The organism is Rhodococcus sp. 5A-K4, assembly GCF_046097995.1.
In the GTDB taxonomy this organism is placed as follows: Bacteria; Actinomycetota; Actinomycetes; order Mycobacteriales; family Mycobacteriaceae; genus Rhodococcus_F; species Rhodococcus_F erythropolis.
The window spans coordinates 1-17,146 of record NZ_JBJURM010000016.1; the positions used below are offsets into that span (position 1 = coordinate 1).

Annotated in this window: 17 protein-coding genes and 1 tRNA gene; 2 read left to right on the top strand and 16 right to left on the bottom strand. The window is 63.7% G+C overall.

From position 1 onward, the window contains the following. Positions 1 to 554: 554 nt before the first annotated feature. The 8 genes from ACKAMS_RS20300 to ACKAMS_RS20335 all read right to left on the bottom strand — a co-directional run bounded on the left by ACKAMS_RS20300 (position 555) and on the right by ACKAMS_RS20335 (position 7,506). On the bottom strand, positions 555 to 752 hold the full coding sequence (locus ACKAMS_RS20300; RefSeq protein ID WP_003946112.1) for a hypothetical protein: 198 nt from the start codon (positions 750 to 752) through the stop codon (positions 555 to 557). 152 nt (positions 753 to 904) lie between these two features. Then, positions 905 to 1,327, bottom strand: a complete 423-nt coding sequence (locus ACKAMS_RS20305) for a DUF2752 domain-containing protein (RefSeq protein ID WP_060939212.1) — start codon at positions 1,325 to 1,327, stop codon at positions 905 to 907. A 30-nt stretch (positions 1,328 to 1,357) separates the two neighbouring features. Continuing rightward, positions 1,358 to 1,918 carry an RDD family protein gene (locus ACKAMS_RS20310; RefSeq protein ID WP_069147163.1) on the bottom strand — a complete coding sequence of 187 codons (561 nt, stop codon included), beginning with the start codon at positions 1,916 to 1,918 and terminating at the stop codon, positions 1,358 to 1,360. 121 nt (positions 1,919 to 2,039) lie between these two features. Next, positions 2,040 to 2,112: transfer RNA gene (locus ACKAMS_RS20315), tRNA-Thr, on the bottom strand. Between the two features lie 30 nt (positions 2,113 to 2,142). Continuing rightward, positions 2,143 to 3,372, bottom strand: a complete 1,230-nt coding sequence (locus tag ACKAMS_RS20320; protein WP_019746652.1) for a DNA polymerase III subunit delta' — start codon at positions 3,370 to 3,372, stop codon at positions 2,143 to 2,145. 33 nt (positions 3,373 to 3,405) lie between these two features. After that, positions 3,406 to 6,342, bottom strand: a complete 2,937-nt coding sequence (topA, locus tag ACKAMS_RS20325) for a type I DNA topoisomerase (RefSeq protein WP_019746651.1) — start codon at positions 6,340 to 6,342, stop codon at positions 3,406 to 3,408. Positions 6,343 to 6,534: 192 nt separating this feature from the next. Beyond that, positions 6,535 to 7,119, bottom strand: coding sequence for a hypothetical protein (locus tag ACKAMS_RS20330; RefSeq protein WP_003946106.1), 585 nt, complete (start codon positions 7,117 to 7,119; stop codon positions 6,535 to 6,537). Positions 7,120 to 7,302: 183 nt separating this feature from the next. Beyond that, positions 7,303 to 7,506, bottom strand: coding sequence for a cold-shock protein (locus tag ACKAMS_RS20335; protein WP_003946117.1), 204 nt, complete (start codon positions 7,504 to 7,506; stop codon positions 7,303 to 7,305). Positions 7,507 to 7,962: 456 nt separating this feature from the next. On the opposite strand from ACKAMS_RS20335, the gene ACKAMS_RS20340 reads away from it, so the two are divergent. Beyond that, entirely contained in the window at positions 7,963 to 10,251 is a 2,289-nt protein-coding gene (locus ACKAMS_RS20340; protein WP_408989474.1) for a DEAD/DEAH box helicase, read from the top strand. A 7-nt stretch (positions 10,252 to 10,258) separates the two neighbouring features. On the opposite strand, the gene ACKAMS_RS20345 is transcribed toward ACKAMS_RS20340, so the two are convergent. The 7 genes from ACKAMS_RS20345 to ssd all read right to left on the bottom strand — a co-directional run bounded on the left by ACKAMS_RS20345 (position 10,259) and on the right by ssd (position 14,872). Then, positions 10,259 to 10,609 (bottom strand): Rv3654c family TadE-like protein, encoded by a 351-nt coding sequence (locus ACKAMS_RS20345; protein WP_020968275.1) that lies wholly within the window; start codon positions 10,607 to 10,609, stop codon positions 10,259 to 10,261. After that, positions 10,606 to 10,965 (bottom strand): TadE family type IV pilus minor pilin, encoded by a 360-nt coding sequence (locus ACKAMS_RS20350; RefSeq protein WP_020968274.1) that lies wholly within the window; start codon positions 10,963 to 10,965, stop codon positions 10,606 to 10,608. The genes ACKAMS_RS20345 and ACKAMS_RS20350 overlap by 4 nt, the downstream gene beginning before the upstream one ends. Further along, positions 10,965 to 11,168: a DUF4244 domain-containing protein gene (locus ACKAMS_RS20355; RefSeq protein WP_020905984.1), complete on the bottom strand. Its 204-nt coding sequence runs from the start codon at positions 11,166 to 11,168 to the stop codon at positions 10,965 to 10,967. The genes ACKAMS_RS20350 and ACKAMS_RS20355 overlap by 1 nt, the downstream gene beginning before the upstream one ends. 65 nt (positions 11,169 to 11,233) lie before the next feature. Beyond that, positions 11,234 to 11,818, bottom strand: coding sequence for a type II secretion system F family protein (locus tag ACKAMS_RS20360; RefSeq protein ID WP_020905983.1), 585 nt, complete (start codon positions 11,816 to 11,818; stop codon positions 11,234 to 11,236). Then, complete coding sequence (locus ACKAMS_RS20365) at positions 11,815 to 12,603, bottom strand: type II secretion system F family protein (RefSeq protein ID WP_020968273.1); 789 nt, start codon at positions 12,601 to 12,603, stop codon at positions 11,815 to 11,817. Before ACKAMS_RS20365 ends, ACKAMS_RS20360 begins: the two co-directional genes overlap by 4 nt. Continuing rightward, positions 12,600 to 13,781 (bottom strand): TadA family conjugal transfer-associated ATPase, encoded by a 1,182-nt coding sequence (locus ACKAMS_RS20370; protein ID WP_092765749.1) that lies wholly within the window; start codon positions 13,779 to 13,781, stop codon positions 12,600 to 12,602. Before ACKAMS_RS20370 ends, ACKAMS_RS20365 begins: the two co-directional genes overlap by 4 nt. Next, the gene (ssd, locus tag ACKAMS_RS20375; protein ID WP_019746642.1) at positions 13,778 to 14,872 is read right to left on the bottom strand and encodes a septum site-determining protein Ssd; all 1,095 of its coding nucleotides are present in this window, start codon (positions 14,870 to 14,872) and stop codon (positions 13,778 to 13,780) included. Before ssd ends, ACKAMS_RS20370 begins: the two co-directional genes overlap by 4 nt. 312 nt (positions 14,873 to 15,184) lie before the next feature. Between ssd and ACKAMS_RS20380 the strand changes: the two genes are divergently transcribed. Beyond that, a complete protein-coding gene (locus tag ACKAMS_RS20380) occupies positions 15,185 to 16,003 on the top strand; it encodes an HAD-IB family hydrolase (protein WP_019746641.1) in 819 nt (272 codons plus the stop codon). Positions 16,004 to 16,393: 390 nt separating this feature from the next. On the opposite strand, the gene ACKAMS_RS20385 is transcribed toward ACKAMS_RS20380, so the two are convergent. Continuing rightward, positions 16,394 to 17,143: a hypothetical protein gene (locus ACKAMS_RS20385; RefSeq protein ID WP_020905979.1), complete on the bottom strand. Its 750-nt coding sequence runs from the start codon at positions 17,141 to 17,143 to the stop codon at positions 16,394 to 16,396. Positions 17,144 to 17,146: the final 3 nt, after the last annotated feature.

A 17,146-nucleotide genomic window follows, 5' to 3' on the forward strand; every position in this document is an offset into this window, starting at 1 on the left:
CCGCCAGCGTTCGTCCTGAGCCAGGATCAAACTCTCCGTTGAAGACTCTAGATTTCACAGCCGAAGACTGCTAATCAGTCATAGACAAAAAGAGTCAAATCACTAGCAAAAAACTCAACTAGCAAAAAATGTGTCGGCAACCATTCAGACGGAAGAATGAACAATCACCGACGAAAAATACTCACACCACACACAAACCAACCAAACCCCAAGAGGCGGTTGATCATTCGCGGATGTGAAGTACCAAAAAATATTTGGCACTGACATTCATCGACACACTGTTGAGTTCTCAAAGAACACGCACACACCATCACCACGACCCTATGGCCGCCGCTCCGGGGCAACTTTTCCAGCCTATCCCAACCAGGTCACCGGCGCAAACCGGAACCCCGTGAAGAAAAACTGGATTGTGTTCGCCAGGCACTTCGTACAACCTCGTGTCACTCACCCTCGCAGGTGGGAGTCGGTGTCCGTGTCGCTCTGACCTGGACAAAGTTACGCGAAGATCAACACAACACCAAATCGCCAGGTCAGAGCACTGCGGTCGGTAAACTTCACGGAACCCAGTACCTCTCGGCCAGTTCTTCGACGATCGGATCGCCTTCCTCGGCCTGTTCCAACGCTTCGAGATCGTCGTTGATCGACACCAGCCGGGGATCGTCACCCTCAGCTTCCTGAATCGGGTGCCGACCGTCCTCGGCGAGTTGCCTCAGTAGCTTTTCCTTGACGCGCGCTTTCAACGAATCAGCCATACCGCCAGCATGTGCCGCTCCGGCCCAGTTGTCGAGGCCTACTCGTCGTCCTTCTTGCCGAAGACACGTCGTGCCGTCGGAATCAGGATGATCAGCGCGCCGAGCAGAACGATGAGCGAAAAAACCTGCAGTGCCATGTCGACCTCTTACCGTCACGCCGGCGCGAGCCAGCTCCCCCACGGGGTGTTTCGAACAACCGTAAATGCAACGAGAACTCCGAGCACCACGATCGTCACAGTCGGCCGAAGCACGATCATGCGATCCCGCGTGCCCTTCCAACGGCGCACTGTCCAACCGATCCACGCGATCACCAACACCGCGACAAACGGCACGATCAAGACATTGCTGGACACTGCGGCGCCAACATCCAGATTAGTCAGGTCATTGACCGCACGAAGGCCACCACACGCCGGGCACCACAATCCCGTCAACGCATACATCGGACAAACGCCGTAACTACCCGCACTGTGGGGATCACGGAAGTGGAGTACCGCGGCGGCCGTCACCGCCACTGCAGCAACACCGACGGGTGCGGCCAGCGCGCGTCGTCGCCTTGCGACCACTTCCAACTCCATGACATCCACTGTAAGAGACCTCGGCAGCGACTAGCGCGCGCGAACGACTACCGACCGGACCACCATGTCGTGCCAGCACTGGTGCTTCGAGTCCCAGAGCGGCCAGAGATAGTTGAGGAAGCAGGCGCCACCCAGGATCGCCATCATGATCCAACGAAGCAGCGCCATCACCGGGCCGAGAGGCACACCGTCGGACTCCCGAATCACCGAAATTCCCAGCCACTTCTTGCCGAGCGTCTGTCCGGTGTTCCCTTGCCTGAAGACGAGATTCCACACCTCGATCAAGAAGATCGCCAGTATGCCGACGACCATGACGATCACCCCGACCGGATTACCGCCTTCAGCGCTCACGCTGCCGTCGTCGTATGTGGTCACTTCGGATCCGGAGAACGCGATCACTGCTCCGATGCCCGCGAGGATGACGCCGGGGAGCGGAACGACAAAGCCGTCGAGGATTGACGCAAACACCCGAGAGATCCAGCTTGCGTACGGATAGGCGGGCGTCGGCGGCTGATAACCCTGCGGCGGCATCTGCCCGTACGGCGGCTGATTCTGCGATGGTTGGCCTGGTCCCCAGTTCTGATCCGACATCGAGGTCTCTCCTGTTCAGGCACGTGTTCGCCGAACTCAGGATAAACCGCACATACGCAAGAATTGGGAACTAACGACAAGAGCCCCACATCCGGATTTCCGGGTGTGGGGCTCTTGGCTGAGCTGCCTGAGAGAATCGAACTCTCGACCTTTTCATTACGAGTGAAATGCTCTACCGACTGAGCTAAGGCAGCGTGCCTTTCGGCGGTGGCGAGTCTATCTGGTCAACCCCCGGATCGCGAAAACGGGGGTCGGAAAGCGGCTCCGATGGAGGCAACCATCGCATCGAGCGCCCACTGCAACTTGACGTTGAAGTCGACGGCCTCGCGGCATTCGAGCACCGCTTCGATGCACTTGAGCAACCCCTCCGGGGACGTGCGTGCAGCCAACTCGGCGGCCTGCCGAGCCATGTCGGGATGGGTCGCCGTCGACGTCGACCCCAGCGAATAGGAAAGCGCGTCCCGGTACATGCCGGCCAGGTCGATCAGCGTCCGGTCGAGAAGATCGCGGCGGGCCCGGGTGTCGCGCGATTTCTGACGCGCTTCTAGGTCCTTGATCAGACCAGCCGATCCGCGCAGAGTCCCGGCTGTTCCCTTGCCGGTTCCACCACCACCCAAGGAGACCTTGAGCTCCTCGAGTTCCTGTTCCTTGAGTTCGGCGTAGAACGCCTTGGTGTCAGCCTCGATCGACTTCACCAAGTTCTCTGCGGCCTTGTACGCCGTCGAAGCACCGATCGCGTCTGCGGCTAGCCGAAGCGAACGCTGACGCTCGTCCCGCGCGCTCTCGTCAGTGGCGAGGCGCCGCGCCCGACCGACATGTCCGCCGCTGATCGATGCGGCGATTCTCGCTCGCTCCGGATCCAGCCCGTCGCGGTCGATCAGTACCTGGGCGATCGATTCGACGGACGGCGTCACCAACGGCATGTGCCTACACCGCGAACGGAGGGTGACAGACATGTCTTCCGGATCGGTCGTCGGCGCGCAGAGCAGGATGACCGTGCGGTCCGGTGGCTCCTCGACAACCTTCAGCAGGGCGTTGGCTGCGCCTTCGGTCAAACGATCGGCATCCTCGACCACGATGACCTGCCACCGCCCCGTCGTCGGCCGACGCGAAGCGATGTTGACTATCTCGCGCATGCCTTTGACGCTGATGCTCAGGCCGTCGGGGATGATCCGTCGTACGTCACCGTGGGTTCCACCCATCGTCGTCGTACACGCATGACACTCACCGCACCCTGGTGCACCGTCGGAGGTGCATTGCAGGGCTGCGGCGAAGCAGAGAGCAGCAACCGAACGACCAGAGCCGGGTGGCCCGGTGAAGAGCCACGCGTGGGTCATCTCCGAGCCGCTGGAATCGCCACGAGCCGACAGCGCAGCATCACGCAGGCTCTGCTCGACGTCGTGCTGACCCACCAGCCGACCGAACACACCTCGTTCGGCCACTTCAGTACTCATGCAAAAACCCTAACCGTCGGCACCGACGAAGCCTTACGAGTCCTTCTTCGCCGGAGCCTTCTTGGCGGCAGCCTTCTTGGCCGGGGCCTTTTTTGCGGCTGTTTTCTTGGCAGCGGCCTTCTTTGCCGGAGCCTTCTTGGCTGCTGCCTTCTTCTTGACGGGACCGCGGGCCCGACGATCAGCCAGCAACTCCGACGCACGAGCATCAGAAATGGATTCGACGTCGTCGTCCTTGCGAAGGCTGGCGTTGGTCTCGCCGTCAGTGACGTACGGACCGAAACGGCCGTCCTTGATCACCATCGGCTTCTCGCTGACCGGATCGACGCCCAACTCACGCAACGGAGGCGTTGCCGATGCCTGACGCCCACGACGCTTCGGCTCGGCGTAGATCTTGAGCGCTTCGTCGAGCGTGACGGTGAACATCTGCTCTTCGTTGGCGAGCGAGCGTGAGTCCGTGCCCTTCTTCAGGTACGGACCGTAACGGCCGTTCTGCGCGGTGATCTCTTCCTTGGATTCGGGGTCGACACCCACCACGCGCGGAAGCGACAGCAGACGAAGTGCATCTTCCAAGGTGATCGTCGCCAAATCCATGGACTTGAGCAGCGATCCCGTCCGCGGCTTGGGGCCCGCGACCTTCTTGGCAGCCTTCTTCGCGGGTGCCTTCTTGGCTGCGGCCTTCTTCACCGCAGTCTTGGTACTGCCCGAACTGATTTCTTCCGGCTCGGGAGCGGAGACGGGAACGATGTCCGGTTCCGGCTCGGCCGGCGGTTCGGGCAGGATCTCGGTCACGTAGGGACCGAAGCGGCCTTCCTTCGCGACGATCTCGTGGCCCGTCAGTGGGTCGACGCCCAGCTTGCGGCCCTCTTGAGGCGTCGAGAACAGTTTCTCGGCGTACTCGGGAGTGAGCTCGTCCGGCGGCAGGTCGTCGGGAAGATTTGCCCGCTGCGAGATCAGATCGCCTTCGGGATCGTCCGGGTTCTGAACCATGCGCTCGAGATACGGGCCGAACCGGCCGACGCGCACGTGCACCTCGCGGCCCTCGGCGTCGTCGAAGAGACGGATGGAGTTGACCTCGCGAGCGTCGATCTCCTCGAGGTTGACTCCGACCATCTTCTTCAGCCCGCCCTCGCGGGCGACCGAACCTTCTGCGCCTGTCTCGCCGCCGAAGTAGAAGCTGCTCAGCCAGTTGCCGCGCTGCTCACGGCCACCGGCGATCGCGTCGAGATCGTCTTCCATTCCTGCCGTGAAGTCGAAGTCGACCAGCCGGCCGAAGTGCACCTCGAGCAGTCCGATGACGGCAAACGCCACCCAGGACGGAACCAGCGCGCTGCCACGTTTGTAGACGTATCCGCGATCGAGGATGGTCTTGATGATCGACGAGTAGGTCGAAGGACGGCCGATGCCGAGTTCTTCGAGCGTCTTGATCAGGCTGGCTTCTGTGTAGCGAGCGGGCGGGTTGGTGCTGTGCCCGTCCGGATCGAGCTTGGTGGCCGTGACTTCCTGGCCCTTGACCAGTACCGGAAGCCTGGATTCGGCGTCGTCGGACTGACCGCCGGCTTCTTCGTCGACACTTTCGACGTAAGCCTTGAGGAAGCCGGCGAACACGATGGTGCGACCCGAAGCGGAGAACGTGCAGTCCTCGCCGGTTCCTGCCGTGCCGGAGATGCGGAGCGTCAGCGTCGTACCGCGGGCGTCGGCCATCTGCGAAGCGACGGTCCGCTGCCAGATCAGTTCGTACAGCTTGAACTCGTCGGAATCGAGCTTGGAATGCAGCTGACCCGGGGTCTGGAACACGTCGCCGGCGGGGCGGATCGCCTCGTGAGCTTCCTGCGCGTTCTTGACCTTGCGGGTGTACTGACGCGGCGTCGGATGGACGTACTCCGGACCGTACAACTCGGTGGCCTGCGCACGAGCGGCTGCAATCGCCGACTCCGAGAGCGTCGTCGAGTCGGTACGCATGTAGGTGATGTAGCCGTTTTCGTACAGACGCTGCGCGATACGCATGGCGCGCTCGGACGTGAAACGAAGTTTGCGTCCGGCTTCCTGCTGGAGCGTCGACGTCATGAACGGCGGGTAAGGCTTGCGCGTGTACGGCTTGTCCTCGGCGGAGGAAACCGTGAGGTCGACGCCCTGCAACGCTTCCGCGAGACGACGCGCGTAGGCCTCGTCGAGCACGGTGACCGCGCTGCCCTTGAGCTTTCCGTCAGCTCCGAAATCGCGACCGGAGGCGACACGCGAACCGTCGACGGAGACGAGGCGAGCACCGAAACTACGCGGGCTGGCCTCTGCACCGGCGTCGAGCGTCGCGGAAATGTCCCAGTACGACGCCGACTTGAACGCCATGCGCTCGCGTTCACGCTGGACGATGACGCGAGTGGCCACCGACTGGACGCGGCCGGCCGAGAGCTTCGGCATGACCTTCTTCCAGAGAACCGGGCTGACCTCGTAACCGTAGAGACGGTCGAGGATGCGGCGGGTTTCCTGAGCATCGACGAGGTCGGTGTCGAGTTCGCGGGTGTCTTCGGCGGCAGCACGGATTGCCGGCTCGGTGATCTCGTGGAAGACCATTCGACGAACCGGAATCTTGGGCTTGAGAGTCTCGAGGAGATGCCAGGCGATTGCCTCGCCCTCACGGTCGGGGTCAGTTGCGAGGAAGAGCTCGTCGGCGTCCTTCAACAGAGACTTGAGTTCGGCGACCTTGCCCTTCTTTTCCGGGCTCACGACATAGAGCGGCTCGAAGTCGTGATCGACGTTGACGCCGAGACGGGCCCATGACTCGCCCTTGTACTTGGCCGGAACGTCTGCTGCGCCTCGCGGCAGGTCGCGAATGTGACCGACCGATGCCTCTACGACGTAGTCCTTACCGAGGTAGGGAGCGATTTTGCGCGCCTTGGTCGGTGACTCGACGATCACGAGGCGACGAGGGTTACCGGACGCTCCCTGACCGCTGCCGTTGTCCGCTTTAGCCACCTGCTGCCCGAGCCTTCCTTTGGACGTTCACTGCCGTCGGCAGATCTTCAGAACTAGACGTGTGGAGCAAGTTATACCCCGTGTCTCTCTTTACAGAGTGACATACCCGCAAGACATTCGTGCAGATCAGTACAGTATGGGCTCCGTCGGACACGCGGCATGAGCACCGTCGGACACGAGGCAAGAGCACTGTCAGACGTGCGGCCAGGCGACCGAAGTGTCGACGTGTTTCGGCGCCTCACCGAGGTATTCGACGAGCTTTGTCAGTCTCTTCTTTCCCGACACACGGAGCCCCGGGCCCGGTGTCCGGTTACCCAGTTGAGTCGGCGCGATACCAACCCGCATCAAGGCCTGAGCCAGCGGTGCGTGCGTCTCCTTGGCATGGGGGTCGAGGCCGAACACGAATCGCTCGCCGCCTTCTTCGAGCCTGCCGGCCGCGACGGCCCACACCCGGAGTTGGCGGGAGTTCGGTACCCAACCGACCGGCACCGCCTTCACAGCTCCCTTGGTCCACTGCACGGACAGCGGAAGGAGTGCGGGCGTCGACTGAGTGCGGACCAATGGGCTGCCTTCTTCACTACGCGTCACCTCGGCCCCGAGTCCGCACTGCGCGATCAACTCGGCAACGGCCTGCGCTCTCCAGTCCCGATCCACGACGATCGAGATCCGGGCACGGTCCTCCGAGGTCACGACCTGACCCGGTCCGGCCAGCATTCCGGCGAGGTCCGTCACGGCAGGTGGAATCGACTCGGCAGAGAAAAAGGACAGTTGGCTCACAGAGTGAAACGTAAGCCACGAAGGTACTGACGGCATAGACGACCGGCCGTGGTCGAACAGCTGCGTGCATTACCTCGGACAGAGAAAGACTGGCTCAGCCCGAAAAGATTTGTCCCCCACCGCACGGATGCGATGGGGGACAAATACTGTCCGAACTAATCGCTCAGCGAGTGAGCGGAAAAATCAGACCGCGCGAACGCCGGTAGCCTGGGGACCCTTGGTGCCCTGGCCGACCTCGAACTCCACACGCTGGTTCTCCTCGAGGGTACGGAAGCCGTTGCCCTGAATTTCGGAGTAGTGAACGAAGACGTCTGCGGAACCGTCTTCGGGAGCGATGAAGCCGAAGCCCTTTTCAGCGTTGAACCACTTCACAGTGCCCTGTGCCATGCTTTTCCTTCTCTTTCTAACACCGGATTCGGTGAACAGCCCTTACAGTCCACCGGGCCGGTTCCGACCGCTGTACGTCTTTATTTCCCCCTCAGGAAAGGCAGAGCACCGCGCCCGCAACAACGATCCTGCGAGCGTGCACTTTCTCAAGCCTACGAACACAGAAGCTGCGACCGATTGTCAGTCAACCATGTTCTCCGCGTGCACAACAGTCGAAAAGGGAACTAAAAACGTTAAAAGTTCGCTACGAGAAAAACGGCCCACGATCGTGGCTTCCCGCTTCCGCGCCGACCACCCGGTTCCACCAAGACCGCCGGCCGTTGCGTATCATCAAAACTGCAGGTAGCGACAGTTTCCGATTGCCGCCACACCCCAACGCCGAGCCCGGAGAGTCACGTGAACGCACCTTCCCCGATCCCCGCCCCGGGAGGGAAGCCTGGCGACACCTACGGGCAGATGCTGCTCGATCGCGTCGTCGCCGGGGTCAGTGGAAGCGAAAAACCACTGATGTTCACCGCGCAGTTGCCTGCTCGCGTAGCCGAGTTCACCGAATGGCCGGAGTGGGTGCACCCCAGCGTCGTACGCGCGCTCGCCGAGCACAGCGTGTGGTCCCCGTGGATCCACCAGAGTGAGGCCGCAGACCTCGCTCACGAGGGAAAACACGTGGTCGTGGCCACGGGTACGGCGTCGGGTAAGTCACTGGCATACCAACTCCCGGTGCTGACGGCCATGGCGACCGATCCGCTCGCAACTGCCCTGTACCTCTCCCCCACCAAAGCGCTGGGCTCGGATCAACTGCGAGCAGTGCTGTCCCTCACCGACTTCGACGTCGAACTTCGCAGTACGAACGCCAGTGCGTACGACGGCGACACCTCGCAGGAACTCCGCACCTGGGCACGCGAGAACTCACGCTGGCTCTTCACCAACCCCGACATGATCCACATTTCGCTGCTCCGCACCCATCAGCGATGGGCGCACTTCTTCCGCAACCTGAAATACGTGATCATCGACGAATGCCACTCCTACAGGGGAGTCTTCGGATCCAACGTCGCGCTCGTGATCCGGCGACTGCGCAGGATTGCAGCGCGTTACGGCGCCGAACCTACCTTCATCCTGGCCAGCGCGACCACGGCAGATCCCGGCGCGGCGGCCTCGCGGCTCATCGGCGCACACTGCACCGAGGTCACGGAAGACGGATCGCCGCACGGCCCACGCACCGTCGCACTGTGGGAGCCTCCGCTACTCGAGGCATTGACCGGCGAAAACGGTAGCCCGGTACGACGTCCCGCGGGCGCGGAAGCAGCGCGGATCATGGCCGACCTCATGATCGAGGGCGCCCGTACTCTCACCTTCGTCCGCTCCCGCCGCGGTGCCGAACTGACCGCGATGGCCACCAAACGTCTACTCGCCGAGGTGGACCCGGACCTCGCCGAGCGAGTCGCGTCGTATCGCGCCGGATATCTGGCCGAGGACCGTCGCGAACTGGAAGCTGCGCTCGCCGACGGCACGCTGCTGGGCGCAGCCACCACCAACGCGCTGGAGCTCGGCGTCGACATCGCAGGCCTCGACGCCGTTGTCGTGGCAGGCTTCCCGGGGACCGTTGCCTCGTTCTGGCAGCAGGCCGGTCGCTCCGGGCGACGCGGCGAGGGTTCACTCGTCGTGTTGATCGCCCGCGACGATCCACTCGACACCTACCTCGTTCACCATCCGTCGGCGGTACTCGACAAACCCGTCGAGGCGACGGTGACAGATCCCGGAAATCCGTACGTCCTGGGACCACAACTTCTCTGCGCTGCAATGGAACTCCCACTTTCCGATGTCGAGGTGGACTCTTTCGGGGCTCTCGAGGTTCTGACCAGGCTGTCGGAGGAAGGCAAGATCCGGCGCCGAAAGCACGGATGGTTCGTCACCGCCGATTCGAACCCCCACGGCTCTTTGGACATTCGCGGCGGTATCGGAACTCAGGTGGCCATTGTCGACGGTGAATCCGGCCGGATGCTGGGTACTGTCGACGCGGGCCGCGCTCCGGCCACAGTTCATCCCGGTGCCGTGCACATCCATCAAGGCGAGACCTATGTCGTCGACGAACTGGACCTCGACGTCGGACTCGCATTGGTACACACCGAGAATCCGGACTGGACCACCTCGGCTCGCGAGACCACCGAAATCACGATCACCGAACAACTCGAGCACAAGAACTACGGCGACATCGCCGTCGCTCTCGTCCAGGTCGAGGTGACACATCAAGTCGTCGGGTACCTACGACGGTTGACTTCGGGTGAAGTCCTCGACTCGATCGAACTCGACATGCCCGCACACACTTTGCCCACCAGGGCAGTGATGTACACGGTCACGCCGGAACTACTCGAATCCATCGGGGTGCCGCCCGAACGGTTCCCCGGATCACTGCATGCCGCCGAACATGCCGCGATCGGTCTGCTGCCACTGGTGGCGATCTGCGACCGCGGAGACATCGGCGGCGTATCGACGGCGATGCACGCGGACACCGGACTCCCGACTGTCTTCGTCTACGACGGTCATGCCGGTGGCGCCGGGTTCGCCGACCGGGGGCACAGCGAACTGTCACGGTGGCTCACCGCGACGCGCGACGCCATACTCTCCTGCGAGTGCGCTCACGGATGCCCGTCCTGCGTCTATTCACCCAAGTGCGGCAACGGAAACGACCCACTCGACAAAGACGGCGCGGTCAAGGTTCTGACCGCCGTCATCGATACGATCAGCTGAGACACGATCAGCTGACCGGACCCGCACGAGCGTAGGCCTGCGCATCGCCGATCCCGAAGCCCGACAACAACACCGGTGCACGTATCTCGACAACTACATCCCACCCCTGCACCTCACATTCCGCGAGCACCGTACGCATACGCTCCGCGATCGCCGCGGACTTCGCACACGCAGACGCCTCACCTCCGTCCAAGGCGCCCGCACCGCCGAGAGCCGAAAGATCAGCGGCCGACTGAGCAGTGTGCCGGGCCACCACCGCGGACCCGACATGCAGCATCCCACCAGTCACCATCACGATCGCTGCCAGAACGCAGCACGCCAGAACCGTCGCAACACCTTCGTCGTCACGTAGGTTCACCCCTCTTCCACCCCTGACTCCACAGCTGCCACAGCCTCGGAAGAAATGTCGACCAACGGCAGCAACGTACTCTCGGCGCTGACAACGGCAACGGCAAAGCCGTCAACGATCTCCACCGAGATCGACGCATCTTGGGGTGCGATCCGGCGGGCCGTGGCGACCGCAGACTCACGATCACCACGTGCCACCAACCGCGCGGCCTCACGAGCTGCGTCGACACACCGCACCTGCATCGACACCGCGAGGACGCCACCGATACACAGCACGACCACCGTGACGATCGAAGCCAGAGCAATCGCGGCCTCCACCGTCACGGCGCCGTCGTCGGCTTGCCGAATACCTCTCGTGGACAACATCACACAGCTGTCTTGAGCGCCTTGTCGATGATACCTGTCAGCGCCGAGACAATGGAGTCGCCGGTGACAACCGTGTACAGGACGGCACCGAATGCGGCAGCCGCAATCGTGCCGATCGCATACTCCGCGGTAGACATACCGTCGTCCTCCGTTACCAACAGCGCAAATCTGGCCGACATCGTCCTGAACGTCTTCGAAATCATTTTTCCCCCTTCAATCAAAACCTGTGGCAGCAGTTCTGCCGCAGGAGCTTTCACACGGATCCGGCTCACAACAGGCCATTCCCGAGCACAGTCGTGGCAAGCCCGATCACCACCGGGACGATGCCCAAGGCGATGAACGCCGGCAGGAAACACAGTCCGAGTGGACCGCTGATCAGCACTCCCGCACGTTCGGCCGCGGCAGCAGCCAGATCCTCGGCGTCACCTCGACTGCGCTCGGCGAGTTCGGCCATGGACGAGGACAGCGACGAACCCGAACGGGCGGAACGCCGAGCCATTCTGGCCAGCGCCTCGGTATCGGGATCGAGAGCGGCTTCGCTCCACGCGGCGTCGGGATCAGCACCGAGCGTGAGAAGGTCGGCGACGCGACTGAGCGTGTCAGCCATCGGTTTCGGCGCGGTCGACGCCATCGCTGTGATCGCGGCGGAGACGGGAAGCCCCGCTCGCAGGCAGGCCCCGAGCAGGTCGAGACTTGCGGCAACTGCGAGTGGATCCGGCTTGTCCGGGGCTGCAACCGAATTTTCTGTTGTTGTGTCCGCGAACAGAATTTCTGCCGCCCTGGCCGAAGCGCCGCGGCGAGCGGGAATGATCGCGAGCGCCAACGCGATCATCGCCACGGATGCCCAACTCACGACGTGACCTTCGCAGTTATCCGGTCGGTCCAGAGCAAACCAGCTGAGACACAGGCAGTTCCGATCACGAGCAGCACGCCGCCGAGCCCACCGCCGAACAGCACGCGCAGAGGCGACGCCCCCATCAACTGGCCGAGGCCGATCCCCAGCAGCGGTAGAAAAGCCAGCACCGCAGCCGTCGCCCGAGCGCCCGCCAACCCGGCCTCGGTGCGCTGACGAAAGCGTCTACGCCCCAACATGTCCGTCCGGACCGCGCCGAGTAGTTCAGCCAGAGCCAGACCGTGTTGGTCTGCGACCCGCCAGACGGATCCGATGCGGGAGAACTCACGCTCGATGCACGAATCCGGTACCGCGAAGGCCGCCGCGGCAGAACCACCGAGACGCGCCCTGGCCCCAGCGGACCGGAACACCGCACTTACTTCGCCGCTACATTCCTCGCCTGCAACAGAACTGGCAACTGCAGGATGCGCGCCGACGCTCAGCTCGGCGATCAGCACCTCCAGACCGGAGAGCAGCATCTTCTGTGAGAGGTCCCGGTTTTCGGCCGCCTTCGCGCGGCGCCCACGAAAGATCAAGGTTCCGGCGAGGACGACCGCCGCGCATCCTGCCGACAAGCCTCCGAGAACCCATGCAGCCGACACCGCGAAAAATGCGGCGACCAATTGCCACGGAATCTGCCGGGAGGGCTTGCGGATGCTCGGGGCGTACGTAGCGAGCCGAGCACGTGAATCCCGCACCGGCGCAATCGAGACCGCCAACGCGAGGACCAGGAAGGAAACTGTCACGTCCCGACCTCTCGATTGCGAAGCCGGAACATCCGCTCGAGCCGCTCACGACCCGAACCGCCGTCCGGCCATGCCTGCATGATTTGTACGTATCCGTCCGCACCGCGGTCGATGACGCCGATCTGTTCGAGACGCCTCGATCCGTCGGCCAACCGGTGCACGTGCAGGATCACTTGAACTGCCGCGGCAAGTTGACTGTGCAACGCGTGGCGATCCATACCGCCGAGCGCAGCCAACGCCTCGAGTCTGGCCGGCACCTCTTCGGGCGAATTGGCGTGAACGGTGCCGGCGCCGCCGTCGTGGCCGGTGTTCATCGCCGTGAGCAGATCCGTCACCTCTGCACCGCGGACCTCACCGACGACGATGCGATCGGGACGCATCCGCAGTGCCTGCCGAACCAGATCGCGCACCGTCACCTCTCCGACGCCCTCGACGTTGGGAGCCCTGGCGACGAGGCGGACGACGTGCGGATGCGGCGGCGCTAGTTCGGCCGCGTCCTCGACGCAGACGATTCGCTCGCGCGGGTCGACGGCGCCGAGCATGGCGGACAACAACGTGGTCTTTCCCGCGCCGGTCCCGCCGATCACCAGGAAGGCCAAGCGGCACGAGATGATGCGATCGAGGAGTTCGCGCGCGTCCGGTTCCACGGCGCCGTGAGCACACAGCGCGTCGAGACCCTGTGTTGCGGGCCGCAGCACTCGCAGTGACACGCAGGTTCCGCCCTGGGCCACCGGTGCGAGTACGGCATGAAGTCGTACCCCGAAGTGCCCGTCGCCGACGCCCCGCAGACGGCCGTCGACCCACGGTTGGGCGTCGTCGAGGCGTCGACCTGCCGACAGTGCCAACCGCTGCGCCAGTCGACGCACGGCTGCCTCGTCGGTGAACCGGACCCCGGACCTTTCGAGGCCGACCCCGCGGTCCACCCAGACCTGATCCGGCGCGGTCACCAGTACATCGGCGACACCGGGTTCGTGCAGCAGTGGTTCGAGCGGCCCTGCGCCTGTCAGTTCCGTCTGGAGCACCCTGACGACCTCCAACAGATCCGTGTCCGCCAGAACGCCGGAGGACTCGGCTCGCACGGCGTCGGCAACGGTGGCCGCCGTCGGCTCGGCGACCGACGACGCCGTCAGCCGCTCGCGAACTCGGTCGAGCAGTTCTGTCGTGACCAACGCGCTCATGCCGCAGCCCTGCGCGGGCGTGCGCCGGATTCGACGGCGTCGAGTACCGCTGTTGCCACCGCACTCAGCGGACAACCTCGGGTCAATTCGAGGCCACCGCGCTCGAGCATCGGCGCCAGCGAGCGGTGGCCGCGCATCACGGCCGTCAGCGGCAGGCCGAGCATGTCTGCCACATCGGCGCCGCGTAGGCCTCCCGGCGCCGGCCCACGCACGACGAGCCCGACATTGGAGTTGTGTCGCACCACCCAGGCTCCGACCTTCTCTGCAGCGACGCACGCAGCCACGGTGGCCGGAACCACCACGAGAACCAAATCCGACATCTCCAACGCGGCCTGACCTACCTCGCTGGGATGACGTGGCACGTCGCAGACCACGAGTCCGCCGGAACTGCGACCTGCGTCCAGCACGGCGCGAACGGCGGTCACTGTCGGACCGTCGATCTCGCGGCGACTGCTCGCCAGAACCCTCAAGAACTTTCCCTTTGCCGGCAGGGCATCGCGCAGCGCATCCGGGGCCAACCGCCCGCCCTCGACGGTCAGTGCACCCCAACGCAATCCGGGGGTCGTCTCGATGCCCAACAGCACATCAGCGCCGGAGCCGAGGGCGTCGACGTCCACCAGTAGCGTCGGGACGTGACGTGCCGCCGACGTCAACGCGACAGCCGCAGCTGTTGCCGAGGCTCCGCCGCCACCACAACCACCCACCACGCTCACGACGGTGCCGTCACCACTCACGTCTACGTGGTCGGCCAGAACTGCAACCAGCGCGTTCTCCTCTTCCGGCAAGGACAGAACGCTGTCGGCTCCAATCGCGGTGGCACTCTTCCAGTCGTCGACGGTCGGTGTGCCGTCGCACACGAGGAACACTCGCGTTCGTTTAGGGGAACGAGCCAGAGCATCCCGCGCGGCCGACGCGTCCAACACGACCGCCGAGGCCCGGTTCCACTGTTGCCGGGAAACGGGATGCTCGGCCTCGTCCAGACGGCGGTCCACCGCGGCAGCGACGCGTCGCACGCTCGCGAGGACCTTCGCGTCGTCGACGAGAACCAGAATGGGAGCCCCGGTTTCCCGAGAGTTGATCGTCGTGTTCATGACTGCAGAGCCTGAACGAGCACCGGCACCGAAAACAGTGGGTCGAGAGAGCCTGTGGACAACTGGGAAGTTGTGGAGAAACAGGCCTGAGACAGAGGACGACCCCCGCCAATGGGGGGAGGAGGCGGGGGCCGTCTGAGTTCAGCCCCGGGGGGTCGGGCTGAACTAGTTCGAACGAATCGAACAGCAACGATCTTACACCCGCCATTGGCGAGAAATGCAAGCCTGAGCTGCACTGAACTGCTGTTTTTCGCCGAAAGAGGACGCTTGCCGAGGAGCACACGAACCGCCTGTCGGACTATCCTCATTCCTGTGACCGACAAGCCTGCGAACGGACTGAATACCGGGCGGACAGCCGCTTTCTTCGATTTGGACAAAACGATCATCGCGAAGTCGAGCACCCTGGCGTTCAGCAAGCCATTCTTCGCCCAGGGTCTGATCAATCGACGCTCGGTTCTCAAGAGCAGCTATGCGCAATTCCTGTTTCTTCTGTCCGGCGCCGATCACGATCAGATGGAGCGCATGCGCGAGCACCTGACTGCGATGTGCGCGGGCTGGGACGTGGAACAGGTGAAGGCCATCGTCGCGGAGACTCTGCACGACATCGTCGACCCACTCGTCTTTGCCGAGGCGGCCGATCTGATCGCAGATCACAAGCTGCGTGGACACGACGTCATCGTGGTGTCGGCGTCGGGCGAGGAAATCGTCGCGCCGATCGCCCGCGCCCTCGGCGCCACCCATTCCGTGGCGACGTCGATGAGGGAAGAAGACGGCCACTACACCGGCGAGGTCGACTTCTACTGCTACGGCCCGGGCAAGGTCGAGGCGATGGAAAAACTCGCCGCGGAATACGGCTACGACCTCGCCGCCAGTTACGCCTACTCCGACTCGGTGACCGATTTGCCCATGCTCGAGGCGGTCGGACATCCCACCGCAGTCAACCCCGATCGTGCATTACGCAAGGAAGCGGCCGTAAACGGTTGGCCCATACTGACTTTCTCGAACCCGGTCTCGCTTCGCGCGCGATTGTCGGCCCAGTCCACGACGACGGTCGCCACAACTGCAGCGGTGGGAATCGCAGCTCTGGTGGCCGGCGCCATGACCTTCGGGCTACTGCGTCGGAAACGCTGAAATCCAATGCCCACAAACAAAAATTGGTACTTGCTGTGAGCCCGGACACAGGGTACAAAGGAGTTACGGAAGAACGGAAGGCCAGGAACGGCTCGGAAGAGAAGGACCGTTTCCCCAACCGAAATTCCTAGCACGGGCACTAGGGCACCCACGCGGAGCACAAGCCACTATAAGGGCAGAAGCGTTGTGGGCCTGCGAGATTCGTTCAATTTGAGCGAGGACCCCGCACCGGTTGCGGGGACGACCTCAGAAAGTGCGATCCCTCGCCGAGGCCACCCACACAACCCACCGAGCACGCTTGGTAACGAGTAGTCCGTGCTGACGGGCGGCGAAGTCGATTTATCGGCAGCGCCGCCCGTTCGTTATGTGCCGGCCCCGCCCTGTTGCAGACTATCCAGTCGCCGCGTCGGCGATCGAAGTCGCTTCTCGCGCACCGGCTTCGAGAGCTCCGCAGCACAAGATCACCCAACTGCCGACACCCGCTGGATTTCCCGAAGCGAATCCAGCCGCGCCGTCCGTGTACGCCTGCGGCCGCCGAAGCCAACTGACCTCGGGGACTCCCAGATTGTGCGGATCCAACCCGGACGAGACCGCAACCAGACGCGAAGCCGCACGTGCAACAATGCCGTCAGCGGTGCCGAACGGGCTCAGCGCCAAGAGTTCTCCGTGCACGACGGCCGCCAGAACCGGCGCCGGTGCACTGGTTCCGCCGGTAACGAGTTGCGCGAGAGCGTCCAACCGCTCCCCCACTCCGCGATCCGACCGTGGCCGCCCCAGTTGATCCGCGTCCTCGACGAGGTCTGCCGCGGCCAGCAGGTGCAGCCGGGCCAAAGCCTGCAGCGGGGCGCGCTTCCACGTCGACTCCATGAGGGGAAGACTGTCGCCGTCCAGAGCCTGAGCCACGCGCAGAGCACCCGCGAGAATCGGATCACCGGCCATGCCCTCGGCCGGCAATTCGGTGGTGCCACCGGCCAGCGATGCGGAAGCTCGCGCAGCGCGAACCGCGGCTTCGGCGGCAGTGGTGGGCCAACCGCGACGGTTGGTCTTGTGCCGATGAACCTCACCCAGAGCGTCGCGCGCATGATCGGCGGCGGCGCGTACGCCTGGAAGATCGACGAGGGGCTGCAAGGGGTCCGTCACGAT

Excerpts from the sequence above, each read along its gene's own strand:
- ACKAMS_RS20300 (WP_003946112.1), bottom strand. The coding sequence starts at position 752 with ATGGCTGATTCGTTGAAAGCGCGCGTCAAGGAAAAGCTACTGAGGCAA.
- ACKAMS_RS20305 (WP_060939212.1), bottom strand. The coding sequence starts at position 1,327 with ATGGAGTTGGAAGTGGTCGCAAGGCGACGACGCGCGCTGGCCGCACCC.
- ACKAMS_RS20310 (WP_069147163.1), bottom strand. The coding sequence starts at position 1,918 with ATGTCGGATCAGAACTGGGGACCAGGCCAACCATCGCAGAATCAGCCG.
- ACKAMS_RS20320 (WP_019746652.1), bottom strand. The coding sequence starts at position 3,372 with ATGAGTACTGAAGTGGCCGAACGAGGTGTGTTCGGTCGGCTGGTGGGT.
- ACKAMS_RS20335 (WP_003946117.1), bottom strand. The coding sequence starts at position 7,506 with ATGGCACAGGGCACTGTGAAGTGGTTCAACGCTGAAAAGGGCTTCGGC.
- ACKAMS_RS20340 (WP_408989474.1), top strand. The coding sequence starts at position 7,963 with ATGCTGCTCGATCGCGTCGTCGCCGGGGTCAGTGGAAGCGAAAAACCA.
- ACKAMS_RS20350 (WP_020968274.1), bottom strand. The coding sequence starts at position 10,965 with ATGTTGTCCACGAGAGGTATTCGGCAAGCCGACGACGGCGCCGTGACG.
- ACKAMS_RS20355 (WP_020905984.1), bottom strand. The coding sequence starts at position 11,168 with ATGATTTCGAAGACGTTCAGGACGATGTCGGCCAGATTTGCGCTGTTG.
- ACKAMS_RS20370 (WP_092765749.1), bottom strand. The coding sequence starts at position 13,781 with ATGAGCGCGTTGGTCACGACAGAACTGCTCGACCGAGTTCGCGAGCGG.
- ssd (WP_019746642.1), bottom strand. The coding sequence starts at position 14,872 with ATGAACACGACGATCAACTCTCGGGAAACCGGGGCTCCCATTCTGGTT.